Below are 13,952 nucleotides of genomic sequence, written 5' to 3' on the forward strand. Positions count from 1 at the left end.
CCGCCGGTGGCGTTTTCGATGGTGACGCTGACGGTCGACCCATTGTTGTAGACGTCGTTGGCCGGCGTCTGGAAGTCGACACTGCCCTGGGTCTTGCCAGCTTCAACGGTCACAGTCTGGCCGTTGGACAGGGTCACGGTTACCGGGGTCTGAGCAGGGTTGCTCAACGTCACGGTATAGGTGATCACGCCGCCTTCGGTCACGCTCGGCGAAGCCGTGAGCGTTGCGGTAGTGGTGTCGATGGTATCAGTCACCTCGGTGACCGCCGGCGTTTGCGGCAATGTGACGGTCAGGCCGCCACCGCCAGTACTCCCGGTGACGGTCGTCGAGATCTGCCCGCCATCAATGTAAGGCGTATCGTTTGGCGGTACCTGGACATTGACACTGCCGCTTGTCTGCCCGGCCGGAATGGTGATCACGGCACCATTGGACAAGGTAATCACCAGGTTGGTAGTTGGTGCCTGACCCACGGTGGCGGTATAGACGATGACGCCACCCGCTTCACTGATGGAAGGGGTGGCGCCGAGGACAAGGTCGGTAGCAACGTTGGCGTCGGTGGTCGGTGGGGTCACCAGATTGTTGTTGGTGCCCAGCTGACCGACCTGCACGCTGTTGAGCGCGGCTGCAGAGCTTAAACCCTCGGTGGGGAAACCGACGGTCGGATCAACCCGGCCCGCAGTCTCTTCCAGCATTACGAAGCTATGGCCGCCGCCCACAGCGCCACCACCACCCGCTGCCGACGGACCAGCAGCGGTAGCTTCAAGCTCGGTAGTCGGGTCGACACCCGCAGCAATCGCCTGCTGCAGCTCTTCTACCGAAGGCGCTGCCTGGGCAGTGGCCTGATCGAGGTCGGTGCTGCTGTCGGGTGTATCGGCGCTCCACTGGCTGTCACGGCCAAGGTCGAGCAGGCGGCCATCAGCCAGTTCCAGAGTAACTGCGCCACCAGGGCCAGTGAGCACTTGCTCACCGGCCAACAGACGGTCACCTTCAATGAGTACACGCCGGATGCCCTCTGGGGATACCGCGATAACCTGGCCGACAATACTTTTGACGATGGCTACAACGCTGCTCATTGGACTCTCCGTGTGACCCGGTGGGTACTTCCGTGCCAGAGCGGCGCTTGCAGGCCACTTCAGGCGGAACTATGTCGATGATCTTTGACGTTTTTGACGTCAATATTCCGTCTATAACTGTTTGGAATTACTTAACTGCCAAACTATTGACCTTATACAGGCCATCCTAAACAATCGGCAATGTAATGTCACATTGATATTTTTACCTTAGCCAAGCGGGTCCGAAGGACAAATGTCGTACATCAGTGAATAGGCGTATTGCGCGCAGTACGGTTAACAATTTCCGCCATCACGAGGGCCGGCTCTATAGAATGGGCAGCAACCTGGCGCCATTATTCTGATCGCCCGCAATCACTCGACAATGCTATTGCTTTGCAAGCATAAACCTTGCCGGAATACAGCGCGATCCCGGCAAAATCTACCCGCCAGCCCGCGCCACCTGCAGGCGCAACGCCGCCAAGAGCTGTGACTTGCTGCAAATCAGAGAGATAGCGGTCGCAACGAAGTGCTGCGCCAGGAGGGATTGAAACCCAGCTGCGATTATTGATCGCGAACGCTTTAGCAGGCTGCTTTTTATAGATGAATTTTGACTAATAGCCGACAACAAAACGCCAATATACCAGCGCCTGTTTACTGACCCTGTCTACACTGCTTTTCGAGAGCCGGACAGCAGAACAACAGGGCACGCTATGCTGAAATCAAGCGTCAAAACGACGGCGGGCCGAATCAGAATATGAAACATTCACTGCACGACACCCTCTGGTCGAAATGAAGCACGCAGAACTGTTTACTCAGTAACGATTCAAGGCGACCATGGCCATCTGCCCGAGCCCCGCGGTATCACACCGCCATCGGTACTGCCTGGCAGCACCATAGAATGCCAAGGTGAGCCGGCCGAGCTTGAACGGCAGCCCACCTATCCCACCCACCACAAGGATGAAGAGAGCGCCGCGTGGAATCCGAAGTCAGTCGAGTCCAACTCAGCCACGATCCACGCAGTCAGCATGACGATCCGTTGCTGGATAGTCTGCTGAGCCTGTGTGTCCTGCACCAGAAACCCGCCAGCCGGGTCATGCTGACCACAGGTCTGCCGCTGCCCGCCCAGCGCCTGAGCCCCGAGCTGCTGCCCCGCGCCGCCGCCCGCGCCGGCCTGCAAGGGCGCCTGCTGCAGCGCAAGCTTGAGCAGATCCCGACTATAGCCATGCCGGCCATGCTGCTGCTCAAGGAGGGCCGCAGCGCCGTTCTGCTGGGCTGGGAGAACGAAGATACCGCCCGCCTGTTGCTTAGCGAAAGCGACGGCGGCGAGGTGCACGTCAGCCGCGAAGCCCTGCTCGGCGACTACAGCGGCCGGGTGTTCTTCGCCCAACCGCAGCATAAGTTCGACGTGAACCACGGCAACCTGATCCCGCGGGCGAAGTCGTGGTTCCGCGACACGCTGTTGCGCAGCAAATGGCTGTACATCGATGCCATCGCCGCCAGCCTGGTGATCAACCTGATTGCCCTTGCCGCCCCGCTGTTCGTGATGAACGTGTATGACAGGGTGGTACCCAACCAAGCCACTTCGACGCTCTGGGTATTGGCCATCGGTATCGCCGGCGCCTATATCTTCGATTTGATTCTCAAAGGCCTGCGCGGCCTGTGCCTGGACCTGGCCGGCAAGAAAACCGACCTGATCATCTCGGCAACGCTGTTCGAACGTATTGTCGGCATGTCGATGAAATACCGGCCGGCGAGGGTCGGCAGCTTTGCCCAGAACATTCACGAGTTCCAGGGCCTACGCGACTTCCTTGCCTCGCTGACCCTGACCAGCCTGATCGACCTGCCCTTCACGATCCTGATCCTGATCGTGATCGCCATCATTGGCGGGCACCTCGTATGGATTCCGATCATCGCCTTCCCCCTGGCCCTGGGTATCGGCTATGCCCTGCAGCGGCCGTTGATGGCAACCATGGAGCGAACCATGGCGCTGGCCTCTGAGCGCCAGTCCAGCCTGATCGAGACATTGGCCGGCCTGGATGCGGTCAAGGTCAACAATGCCGAAAGCGAACGCCAGTACATGTGGGAGCAGACCCTTGGCACCCTCAGCCGTCTGGAACTGCGTGTGAAGGTGCTGTCGAGCCTGGCGATGAACATTACCCTGCTGATCCAGCAATTGGCAGGTGTGGCAATGATCTGCGTCGGCGTGTACCTGATCATCGACGGCAACCTCAGCATGGGCGGCCTGGTAGCGTGCTACATGCTCAGCGGCCGTGCCCTGGGCCCATTGGGCCAGCTCAACGGCCTGCTCGCGCGATACCAGCAAGCCAAGGTGACCATGGTCTCCACGGACCACATGATGGAGCTGCCGCAGGAGCGCAATTTCGAAGAGCGCCCACTGAGCCGCAAGGTACTGCAGGGCAGCGTGGAGTTTCGTGGGGTCGACTTCACCTACCCGAACCAGCAGAACATGGCGCTGAAGAACATCAACCTGACCATACGCCCTGGTGAGAAGGTCGGCATCATCGGCCGCAGTGGTTCGGGCAAGAGCTCACTGGCCAAGCTCATCGTCGGCCTGTACGAGGCCGACGGCGGGTCGCTGCTGGTGGACGGTGTGGACATCCGCCAGATCGACGTCAGCGAATTGCGCCATAACGTTGGCTACGTCCCGCAGGATATCCAACTGCTGGCGGGCACCCTGCGTGACAACCTGGTCAGCGGTGCGCGTTACATCGAGGACGAACTGATCCTGCAGGCCGCTGAACTGGCTGGCGTACATGAATTCGCCCGGCTGCACCCGGACGGCTATGAGCTGCAGGTAGGCGAACGTGGGCAGAACCTGTCCGGCGGTCAGCGGCAGAACGTTGCCCTGGGCCGTGCGCTGCTGCTCAACCCGCAGATCCTGCTGCTGGACGAACCCACCAGTGCCATGGACAACACCGGTGAGGAGCGCCTCAAGCAACGTTTGCAGGCGGTGGTGGAAGGCAAGACAGTACTGCTCGTCACCCACCGTGCCTCGCTGCTGTCGCTGGTAGACCGGTTGATCGTGATCGATCGCGGGCAGATTGTCGCCGACGGCCCGAAAGCCGCGGTAATGGACGCGCTGAAGAAGGGGCAGATCAGTGTTGCATAAGCTGGATATCGGGCAGTTCAAGGATAGCTTGCGGCGCTATTTCAAAGGCTCCGAGTCACTGGGCGGCCAGCCGCTGCCAGAGGTCAACAAGGCCCTGATCGAGGATGCCCCACGGGTGGTGCGGCTGACTATCTGGGGCGTCATCCTGTTTTTCGTGTTCCTGATCGTGTGGGCAAGCGTGGCCCCCATTGACGAGGTCACCCGGGGTGAAGGCAAGGCCATTCCGTCATCCAAGGTGCAGAAAATCCAGAACTTGGAGGGTGGCATCGTCGCCGAGATCTTCGCCAAGGAAGGGCAGATTGTCGAAGTGGGCCAGCCGCTATTGCGCCTGGATGAAACCCGCTTCGCCTCCAACGTGGGTGAAACCGAGGCCGACCGACTGGCCATGGCCCTGCGTGTCGAGCGCCTGAGTGCAGAGGTGCAGGACAGCCCACTGAAAATCGACGAAGCCTTGCGCAAGGCGGCACCCAGCCAGGCTGCCAGCGAAGAGTCGCTGTACCAGAGCCGGCGCCAGCAGCTGCAGGACGAGATTGGCGGCTTGCAGCAGCAGTTGGTCCAGCGCCAGCAGGAACTGCGCGAATACAGCTCCAAGCGCGCCCAGTACGCCAACAGCCTGGAGTTGCTGCGCAAGGAAATCAGCATGTCTGAACCGCTGGTGGCCACCGGCGCGATTTCCCAGGTCGAGGTGCTGCGCCTGCGCCGTGCCGAAGTGGAAAACCGCGGTCAGCTGGACTCCACGGCACTGGCCATTCCCCGCGCAGAGGCGGCCATCCGCGAGGTGCAGAGCAAGATCGAAGAGACCCGCGGCAAGTTCCGCAGTGAAGCGCTGACCCAGTTGAACGAAGCGCGCACCGAGCTGAACAAGGCCACCGCCACCAGCAAAGCGCTGGACGACCGGGTAAACCGCACGCTGGTGACCTCGCCAGTGCGAGGTATCGTCAAGCAGATGCTGGTGAACACCATTGGTGGGGTTATCCAGCCAGGTAGCGACATCATCGAAGTGGTACCGCTGGACGACACGCTGGTGATCGAGGCGAAGATCCTGCCCAAGGACATCGCATTCCTGCACCCTGGCCAGGAAGCCACAGTCAAATTCACAGCCTATGACTACACCATCTATGGCGGGCTCAAGGCCAAGCTGGAGCAGATCGGTGCCGACACCATCACCGATGAAGACAAAAAGACCACGTACTACCTGATCAAGCTGCGCACCGATCGCAGCCACCTGGGCACCGATGAGAAGCCCCTGCTGATCATCCCGGGCATGGTGGCAACGGTGGATATCATGACCGGCAAGAAGACCATCATGAGCTACCTGCTCAAGCCGATCATGAAGGCACGTTCGGAAGCATTGCGCGAGCGCTGATCAAGGGCTGTGAAGGGCTAACAGCAGGAGCGGCCTTGCGTCGCGACAGGGGCCGCACTGCGGCCCTTTCACAACACCAGGCTGCTCCTTCCCTAATGCGATCAGCGCCAGGGCGCGGGCTCGCCAACCAGTTGCCCCTGTATTCCGCCTACGCCCATCTCCTGCAGTACCTTGCGCTCCCCTTCGGTCTCGACCCGTTCGGCGATCAATGGCAAATCAATGCTGTGCGCGGCCCGCTGGATCGCTTCGATGAACAGCCGCTTGTGCTGCTCGTGGTCGATGTTACGGATGTAGCTGCCGTCGATCTTGAGGTAGGCCAAGCCCAGATGGGCCAAGTTGCCAATCATGCTGAAGCGCCCGCCGAAACGCTGTAGGGCCAGGCCGAAGCCTAGCCCGTGCAGCCGCCGGGTGAGGTGTTCCAGGGCGGCCTGGTCAGGCAGTTGCTCTTCGCCGATTTCAAACACCAGGCGCGGGCCCAATGCTGCGTTCTGGCGTAGCAGTTCAAAGACCCGCTGCAGCGCCTTGGCGTCGCCAAGGGTGGCTGCGGAGAGGTTGAGCGCCACCACCTGATCGTGCTCGCGCAGGTGGGCCAGCACTTTCTCCAGTACCAGTACGTCCAGCCGCGGCATCCAGCCAAAGCGTTCCAGCCAAGGCAGGAAGCGCCCTGCGGGCAAGGCCTCGCCCTGCCCGTCCTGCAAGCGCGAAATCACCTTGTGGTGCAGTACCCGTTGCGCTGTGGCGGTGTCCACCACCGGTTGGAAGAACAACTCGAAGCGGCCATTGTTGAAAGCCTGGTCCAGGCGCTCGTGCCACGCATGCTGGCTGTCCGCCGCTACGGCGGCAACGCCTTGTTCAAGGCACACCCAACCAGGAGTTGGTTGATTCTCGGCGCGGGCCAAGGCTTCGTCGGCGAGCTTGAGCAGCGCCTGCGGCGCGTCACCAGGGCTATAGGGTGCAAGGCCGATGCAGGCCACCGGGTGAACGTCACTGGCGCCGGTTTCATGCAGGCTGAGCAGGGTCGCTTCCAGCGCCTGGGCAAGCTGTACCGCCTCTTCGTGCACCATGCTCGGCGCCAATACGGCGAACTCGCCGCCGCGGCTGCGGGAAATCAGGTCTTTGGTTTCCGGGAAACTGGCACAGGTACGGCGCAACTGCTCCCCCACCGCCTGCAGCAACTGGTCGGTGCGCTGACCGCCCAGGCGGGCGTTCAAACCAGCCAGGCCTTGTACCCGCAAGAGCAGCAAGTAGCCGGCGCGCGCCTCTTCCAGATTACTGACACGGGTGTTCAGTTGCATCTCGAAATAACGGCGGTTGGACAGCCCGGTCAGGCTGTCCTGGTAAGACTCTGCCCGCAGCCGCTCACTGCGCTCGGCCTGTTCGGTAAACAGCGCCTTGAGCTTTTCAACCATCTGGTTCATGGCCTGCACGACCCGGCGCAGCTCCGGGGTACGCGGCAGCTCTGGCAGGCTCAGGAATTCGCGGCGGGCAATGGCATGGGACTGCTCGACCATATAGTCCAGCGGGCGCAGCTGGCGGCGCAATAACAAGGCACCGAGCACGGCACTGGCGGCACCACACAACAGCAGCCAACCCAAGCTGCCCAGAGCGCTCTGCCAAAGTTTGGCAATGGCGAACATCGGGTGGCTGACCACCTCGACGCGCGCGGCCTGCTGCCAGCCGCGGCTGACGATGGCATCGCCACCTGCGGCTTCAAGGCCGATCAAGCGCACGAACCACTGTGGCACGCCGCCAGGGTCCGGCTCGGCGTGGCGCTCCACCAGCACCGCATTTGAGCCCAAGTCGACAACTTTGATGCTTGCGTAGTAACCACTGTCGAAGATCGAACTGACCATCAGCTCGACCATCGCCGGGTCGTCGATGTTCGGCGTCAGCGACAGCGCCAGCGCGGTCGCCGCATCCTGGGCATGCGAGCGCAGCTGGTTGACATACTGGCTGCGTGAGCTTTCCAGGCTGACCATGAAACTGCCACTGAAGGCGACCACCAGGAACAGGCAAATGGCCAACAGCAATTGTTTGAACAGTGACATCAGTGCTCCTTCAATAGACCGGTTCGGCCGGGAAGCCTTCGGCCTGCATTTTCTTCAGCAAATCCTGCCAGCGGGAAAGCCGCTTGGTATCACCGACCTTTTTGTTGCCTGCGGCCCCCGTCAGCCACAACCCCTCGCCATTGAAGGCATAGACCGGCAACAGGTCGGTTCGTTGGCTGGCAGGTTTGATGGCGTCCATCAGGCTATCGAGGACCAATGGCTGGGCCTGTGGGCTTGAATAATAGGTCAGGACCATGTGCGCTCGGTTCTGCCGCAACGCCTTGACGTAGGTGATACGCAGCTTTTCGCTGGCAATACCCATGCGCCGCAAGCTGAAATACTTGGCTATGGCGTAGTCCTCGCAGTCACCGGCCCCTTTGATGAGTGCCTGCACCGGTGTGGCCCAGTAATCGACCTCATGCCACAGGTCGATGTCCTCGACATAACGCAGTTGCTGGTTGAAAAAGCGGTTCACCACCTGCAACCGTTCCAGCTCGCTGCCTTGAGCCTGCGTTGCCATCAGGCGCTGCCAGGCGTCGATACGACCCTGCCCCGCGCCTAGCGGGCCATACAAGGCCTGGGACTTGCGGCTGATCTGGGAAAAGTCCCAATCCGCGTGCAAGCCGCCCAGCAGTAGACCGCCCAGCAGCACGGCAAGGAAGGCAGGTCGCACAAGGCGTTTGAGCATCCAGGATATCGCCACTGCGAAGCCCTGTTCAGGCCAGTCGAAAGCAGCGATGGTGGGGCTTGCCAAGGCAAAAGACAATGGCACCCTGCAATCATCCACCCGCTGGTCAGCTTGCACCCTCTTTATGACTATATCCTTTTATAGGCTGCTTCCTTTGGCAGGCGACCTCATCCACCATAGCCGCGCCTTGTGGGGTGCTACTGGCGCTATCGAGCGAGTTTGACACCCTGACAGGCAGTTACTAGTGTAATTGGATCCAACTTTAGTCATCGTTAAGGCAGGCTTTACGTGGCCGAGAAACTCAAACTGAGCAATGTGTTGGCCAGCGAGCAACTGTTGCCGCACCAGGCTCGTGGCGTGATCGAAGAACGCCTGCGCAGTGCCATTCTCGACGGTCGCTTGCCCCCTGGCACCGCCGTGCGCCAGCAAGAGCTGGCCAGCTTGTTCGGGGTGAGCCGCATGCCTGTACGCGAAGCCTTGCGCCAGCTGGAAGCGCAATCACTGCTGAAAGTGGAAATGCACAAGGGCGCCGTGGTTGCGCCCTTGATCGGCGAGGACGCGGTAGACACCTACGCGCTGCGCATACTGCTTGAGAGCGAGGCGCTACGCCAGTCCATCCCGTTGCTGGAGCCCAGCGACATCGCCCAGGCACGCGGCTACATCCAGCAGTTGGAGAATGAAGCCCGCCACGCTGAAATCGGCCGGCTAAACCGTCTGTTGCACATGGCCTTGTACAGCAAGGCAAAAAACAAGAAGTTGCTACGCCTGATCGAAGACGAGCTCAACGAGGAGGAACGCTTTTTGCGCTTCCACCTCTCCTCCATGGGGCTGGGCAAGCTCACCCAGGATGATCACAACGCATTGGTTAACGCCGCCAGTGACAAGCACGTCGAAGAAGCCATTACCGTGCTGGAGCGACACCTGAACAGCGGCGCAAGGGTGATCCGCAAATACCTGGATGGCCAACCGCGACACTAGTGTGCGTCCGCCAATGGGCCGCTGGAAACGCACAGGTTGCAAATTATGGCGCCGCCGCCAACAATGAGACTAATTATCATTAATGTCCATTGTTGATACCTCGCCCATGCCCAGCGACGACTCCGTGCAAACGCTTTACAGTGACCATCACGGCTGGCTGCATGCCTGGCTGCGCAGCCAGCTGGGCAACGCCGCTGATGCTGCCGACCTGGCCCAGGACACCTTCCTTCGCCTGTTACAGCGCCGTGAGCAACTGCACTTGAACACGCCACGTGCGTTCCTGCGCAAAGTTGCACGCGGGCTGGTGATCGACCATTGGCGCCGCGAGGAGCTACACAAGGCGTACCTCGAGGCCTTGTCCCATCTGCCAGAAGCGTTGGCGCCTGCCGCTGAAACCCGCGAACTGTTGCTGGAGTTGCTGGAGCGCATCGCGCGCATGCTCGATGGCCTGAAACCCAAAGTGCGACGGGCTTTCCTGCTAGCCCAGTGCGAGGGGCTGAAGCATCAGGCCATCGCTGACCAGATGGGTGTCTCCGTGCGTACCGTGGAGCGCTACATCGCCGATGCGCTCTACCACTGCTACGTGCTGCGCTATCACGATGACTGCTGACGCCAAGACTGCTGCACAACCCGGCGCACAAGCGGTCAAACAGGCCATTCACTGGATGTTGAGGCTGCGCGAGAACGGGCACGATGCCGCCCTGCAACAGCAATGCGTGCAGTGGCGCGCGGCCCGCCAAGAGCATGAGCAAGCCTGGCAACGGGTGATGCAGATGCACCAGGATCTCGACCTGCGCGGCATTCCCGGTGCCGGTTTGGCCTTGCAGACCCTTGAAACCAGCCAGCGTCGGCTGCACCGTCGCCAGGCGCTGAAACTGCTGGGTGGCACGGCCATGGTCGGCGCAGCGGCATGGCTGGGCCGAGACCTGGATGGGCTCAGCTACTGGACCGCCGACTACGCCACGAGCATGGGTGAACGCCGCAGCTTCACGCTGCCAGATGGCACTCTGATGCAACTCAATACAGACAGCGCCGTGGACCTGGCATTCGACGAGCAGCAGCGACTGGTTCGCCTGAAGCAGGGGGAAATGATGATTACCTGCGGCCAAGCAACCACGGCGCAGCGCCCCCTGCTGGTACAAAGCCGCGATGCGTTGCTTGAAGGGTTTGCCGGGCACTTCGTGGTACGCCAGGACAGCGACTGTACGCACGTCAGCGTCGGCACTGGCAGGGTAGCGATCCACCAGCCTGCTACCGGCCCGCTGCAGTGGATCGAAAGCGGCCAGAACTGGCGCCTGGATGCACAGGGTGCGCAACGTCTGCAGCACGTGGACATGGACGCAATGGCCTGGAGCGAGGGGCTGATCGTTACCCGGGACATGCGCCTGGCGGACTTCCTCGCGCAGATCAGCCGCTATCGCCGTGGTTATCTGGGTTGCAGCGAAGAAGTTGCCGGCTTGCGCCTGTCGGGAGTATTCCGCCTTGAAGACCCGGAGCTTTTGCTGCAGCTACTCCCCCAGACGCTGCCAGTGAGGCTGCGCCAACGCACTCGCTGGTGGGTACGCGTGGAAAGCCTCGCTTGATCAGGCGGCCCCTGCAGGGTTGGCCGTAGGGCGGTGCCAGGTATTTTTGGCGGGTTTTGAATGGCAGTCCGGCTAGGACAGTAGGCAACACCTTCCGCCCTCAATATCCCTACGGACTTGAACATGTCTAACGACACCGTGCACATATGCACACTCAACGCGAATGGTTTTCGACCTGTCTTGCACTCAGCATTATTACGCAACGCAGTGCGGGCAGCTGTATTGGGCACGGCCCTGGGCCTGAGTGCTATTCCACTGGCCGCCTGGGCGGCGGAAACAGCCCAGGTCAGCCAGCAATATTCCATACCTGCAGGCCAGCTGGACGATGTGCTCAGCCAGTTCGCCCGCCAAGCCGGCATCACACTGTCGAGCACACCGCAGCTCACCAACGGTTTGCAGTCCAGCGGCCTCAATGGGCAATACGCCACAGAACAGGCTCTGCGCCAACTCCTCAATGGCAGTGGTTTGCGAGCTGTCAGCCAAGGTGGGCACAGCTACGTGTTGCAGGCGCAGCCGCTGGACGCAGCGTTGTCGTTACCCGACACCGACGTCCGCGGTTTCAGCCTGGGTAATGCGCTGGGTAGCACCGAGGGCTACAACGCGACCCACAGCCAAGTGGCGACCAAGACCAGCATGCCGCTTGTGGAAACATCGCAATCGGTGTCTGTGGTGACCCGCCAGCAGATCGACGACCAAGGGTCACAGACCGTCGCCCAGGCCATGCGCTATACACCAGGGGTGCTAACCAACCCCTACGGTGCCACGCACCGCTATGATTATGTGGCGATGCGCGGCTTCAACGACGGCTCGGTAGACAACATCTACGTCGACGGGCTCAAATCCATGGGCGACAACGGCACCTACAGCACCATGCAGGTGGACCCGTATTTCCTGGAGCGCATCGACATCCTCAAAGGGCCGTCCTCGGTTCTGTACGGCCGCAGCTCACCAGGTGGGCTGGTCGCGTTGACCACCAAGAAACCGCTGTTTTCCGCCTACCATCAGGTACAAGCTACGGTCGGCACCCAGGGCCAGCGCGGCATGGGCTTCGATTTCAGCGGCCCGGTGGATGAAGACCAGCGTATCGCCTATCGCCTGACGGGCTTGGCGGATGCCTCTGACACGCAGTTCGACCACAACAAGGAAGAACGCTACGCCATTGCCCCGGCGATCAGCGTGGACTTCAGCGAAGATACTTCGCTGACCTTGCAGGCCTATCTGCAACACGACCCCAACGGCGGCTACCACGGCGGTAACCCGGCAGACGGCATGCTGCACCCGCGTAATGGCTTGCGCCTGTCCGATCACTTCTTTGAAGGCGAAACGGGTATCGACAGCTACGAACGTACGCAACAGTCGTTCAGCTATCAGTTCGAGCACCGCTTCAATGACATCTTCACGGCTCGGCAGAACTTCCGTTACCAGGATTCCGACGTGTCGATGGACCAGGTTTATTCCGCCGGTTGGGCAGATGCTGAAAGCAATATCCTGAACCGCGCTTACACCGGCGGCGACGAGCGGCTGCATTCGTACATCATCGATAACATGCTGCAGGCAGAGTTCTTCACAGGCGCCGCCAAGCACACCCTGCTTATGGGCACGGACTACCAGCGGCGCAAAGCTGACGTTGAATGGCGTTACGGTACCGTAGACCCCTTGGACGCCGGTAACCCGCAGTACGGTAATGGCAACCTGCAGTTGCTGGGAGAAAACCGCTATCAGCGCCGTTTGCAGCAAACGGGGGTATACCTGCAGGATCTGGTGGAGCTTGATCAGTGGCGTTTTTCTCTGGGGCTGCGTCAGGACTGGGTGAAGGTGTCCGAACAGAACCGTGACTCTGATACCAAGGTTAATGACCAGCGCTCGAAGTTCACAACACGTGCCGGCGTGCTTTACCTGTTTGAAAATGGCATTGCGCCCTATGTCAGTTACTCGGAGTCATTCAATCCGAATACCGTCTCCGATCAGGATGGCCGGCCTCTGGCACCCACCGAGGGTACGCAGTGGGAGGCGGGCATCAAGTATCAACCCACCGGCAGCGACAATCTGTTCACCGCGTCGGTATTCCGCATCGAACAAGAGAACCTGGCGTCGAAACAACCGAACGAGGATTTTTATCGCGCTGTAGGTGAAGTGCGCTCGCAGGGCCTGGAGCTGGAAGCACATGTGCAGCTCAGCGAAAGCCTGAAGCTGCTGGGTGGCTACACCTTTACCGATATCGAGTATTCCAAGTCGATGCCGAGCCTGGTGTCGGGCAACCTGGACAACAAGGGCAACTCGCCGACTCAGGCGCCAAAGCAGATGCTCTCGCTATGGGCTGACTACAACTTCCACCAAGGGGCCCTGGATGGCCTGCGGCTGGGCGGCGGCGTGCGTTATGTGGGCTACAGCTGGGTGGATGCGGAAAACAGTATGAAGGTGCCCTCCTACACGCTGTTCGATGCTTCCGTGGGCTATGACCTGGGCAAGGTGGGCCTGACCGGTGTAGATGTGCGCTTGAACGCCAATAACCTCACCAATGAAAGCTACATCACTTCGTGTGCCAGCCTGAACTACTGCTACATGGGTGAAGAGCGCAATGTGAGTGCAACAGTGAGTTACCAGTTCTAGGCAGATGGCCAGGGCTGTTTGGCGCTTTCACCGCAGCCCCTGTACCTGAAAAGACAAAGCCCCTGTCTGCATTGCAGACAGGGGCTTTGGGTTTGAATCTTGACGATGACCTACTCTCACATGGGGAAACCCCACACTACCATCGGCGATGCATCGTTTCACTGCTGAGTTCGGGATGGGATCAGGTGGTTCCAATGCTCTATGGTCGTCAAGAAATTCTATGTGCTGGCCCGTCACTCGAACGTGCCTGCGAATCTCTGTAGTTCCTACTTAAAGACAAAACCCCTACCTGCATGTGCAGATAGGGGTTTTGCGAAATGAATCTTGACGATGACCTACTCTCACATGGGGAAACCCCACACTACCATCGGCGATGCATCGTTTCACTACTGAGTTCGGGATGGGATCAGGTGGTTCCAATGCTCTATGGTCGTCAAGAAATTCTGTAGCCAGAATGTCCAGATGGACAGCCCAGCGAATTCGGATATGTGATGTTT

The 13,952-nt window shown here is 60.3% G+C and carries 9 protein-coding genes and 2 rRNA genes; 6 read left to right on the forward strand and 5 right to left on the reverse strand.

All coding sequences use genetic code 11. From position 1 onward, the window contains the following. Nucleotides 1–1,073 (reverse strand): retention module-containing protein (locus ACF8SD_RS05455; protein ID WP_392484008.1); only part of this gene is annotated, 1,073 nt, incomplete at its 3' end. Nucleotides 1,074–2,025: 952 nt separating this feature from the next. On the opposite strand from ACF8SD_RS05455, the gene ACF8SD_RS05460 reads away from it, so the two are divergent. Together ACF8SD_RS05460 and ACF8SD_RS05465 are read left to right on the forward strand one after the other, a co-directional pair. After that, on the forward strand, nucleotides 2,026–4,182 hold the full coding sequence (locus tag ACF8SD_RS05460; RefSeq protein WP_029886243.1) for a type I secretion system permease/ATPase: 2,157 nt from the start codon (nucleotides 2,026–2,028) through the stop codon (nucleotides 4,180–4,182). Next, a complete protein-coding gene (locus tag ACF8SD_RS05465; RefSeq protein ID WP_054914040.1) occupies nucleotides 4,172–5,548 on the forward strand; it encodes an HlyD family type I secretion periplasmic adaptor subunit in 1,377 nt (458 codons plus the stop codon). Before ACF8SD_RS05460 ends, ACF8SD_RS05465 begins: the two co-directional genes overlap by 11 nt. Before the next feature lie 101 nt (nucleotides 5,549–5,649). On the opposite strand, the gene lapD is transcribed toward ACF8SD_RS05465, so the two are convergent. Further along, nucleotides 5,650–7,596: a cyclic di-GMP receptor LapD gene (gene lapD / locus ACF8SD_RS05470; protein WP_392484009.1), complete on the reverse strand. Its 1,947-nt coding sequence runs from the start codon at nucleotides 7,594–7,596 to the stop codon at nucleotides 5,650–5,652. Between the two features lie 10 nt (nucleotides 7,597–7,606). After that, a complete protein-coding gene (lapG, locus tag ACF8SD_RS05475; protein WP_173887142.1) occupies nucleotides 7,607–8,368 on the reverse strand; it encodes a cysteine protease LapG in 762 nt (253 codons plus the stop codon). Nucleotides 8,369–8,572: 204 nt separating this feature from the next. On the opposite strand from lapG, the gene ACF8SD_RS05480 reads away from it, so the two are divergent. The 4 genes from ACF8SD_RS05480 (at nucleotide 8,573) to ACF8SD_RS05495 (ending at nucleotide 13,455) form a co-directional block, all read left to right on the forward strand. Next, entirely contained in the window at nucleotides 8,573–9,262 is a 690-nt protein-coding gene (locus tag ACF8SD_RS05480; protein ID WP_274411329.1) for a GntR family transcriptional regulator, read from the forward strand. 106 nt (nucleotides 9,263–9,368) lie between these two features. Beyond that, nucleotides 9,369–9,872, forward strand: a complete 504-nt coding sequence (locus tag ACF8SD_RS05485) for a sigma-70 family RNA polymerase sigma factor (RefSeq protein WP_392484012.1) — start codon at nucleotides 9,369–9,371, stop codon at nucleotides 9,870–9,872. Then, nucleotides 9,862–10,845 (forward strand): FecR domain-containing protein, encoded by a 984-nt coding sequence (locus tag ACF8SD_RS05490; RefSeq protein WP_392484010.1) that lies wholly within the window; start codon nucleotides 9,862–9,864, stop codon nucleotides 10,843–10,845. The genes ACF8SD_RS05485 and ACF8SD_RS05490 overlap by 11 nt, the downstream gene beginning before the upstream one ends. A gap of 123 nt (nucleotides 10,846–10,968) precedes the next feature. Then, nucleotides 10,969–13,455 (forward strand): TonB-dependent siderophore receptor, encoded by a 2,487-nt coding sequence (locus ACF8SD_RS05495; RefSeq protein WP_392484011.1) that lies wholly within the window; start codon nucleotides 10,969–10,971, stop codon nucleotides 13,453–13,455. 97 nt (nucleotides 13,456–13,552) lie between these two features. On the opposite strand, the gene rrf (ACF8SD_RS05500) is transcribed toward ACF8SD_RS05495, so the two are convergent. Together rrf (ACF8SD_RS05500) and rrf (ACF8SD_RS05505) are read right to left on the reverse strand one after the other, a co-directional pair. Next, nucleotides 13,553–13,668: ribosomal RNA gene (gene rrf, locus ACF8SD_RS05500) — 5S ribosomal RNA — on the reverse strand. 109 nt (nucleotides 13,669–13,777) lie between these two features. Further along, a 5S ribosomal RNA gene (gene rrf / locus ACF8SD_RS05505) occupies nucleotides 13,778–13,893 on the reverse strand. Nucleotides 13,894–13,952: the final 59 nt, after the last annotated feature.

Source organism: Pseudomonas sp. CJQ_9 (genome assembly GCF_043106615.1).
GTDB classification, from domain to species: Bacteria; Pseudomonadota; Gammaproteobacteria; order Pseudomonadales; family Pseudomonadaceae; genus Aquipseudomonas; species Aquipseudomonas juntendi.

Excerpts from the sequence above, each read along its gene's own strand:
- lapD (WP_392484009.1), bottom strand. The coding sequence starts at position 7,596 with ATGTCACTGTTCAAACAATTGCTGTTGGCCATTTGCCTGTTCCTGGTG.
- ACF8SD_RS05490 (WP_392484010.1), top strand. The coding sequence starts at position 9,862 with ATGACTGCTGACGCCAAGACTGCTGCACAACCCGGCGCACAAGCGGTC.
- ACF8SD_RS05495 (WP_392484011.1), top strand. The coding sequence starts at position 10,969 with ATGTCTAACGACACCGTGCACATATGCACACTCAACGCGAATGGTTTT.
- ACF8SD_RS05485 (WP_392484012.1), top strand. The coding sequence starts at position 9,369 with ATGCCCAGCGACGACTCCGTGCAAACGCTTTACAGTGACCATCACGGC.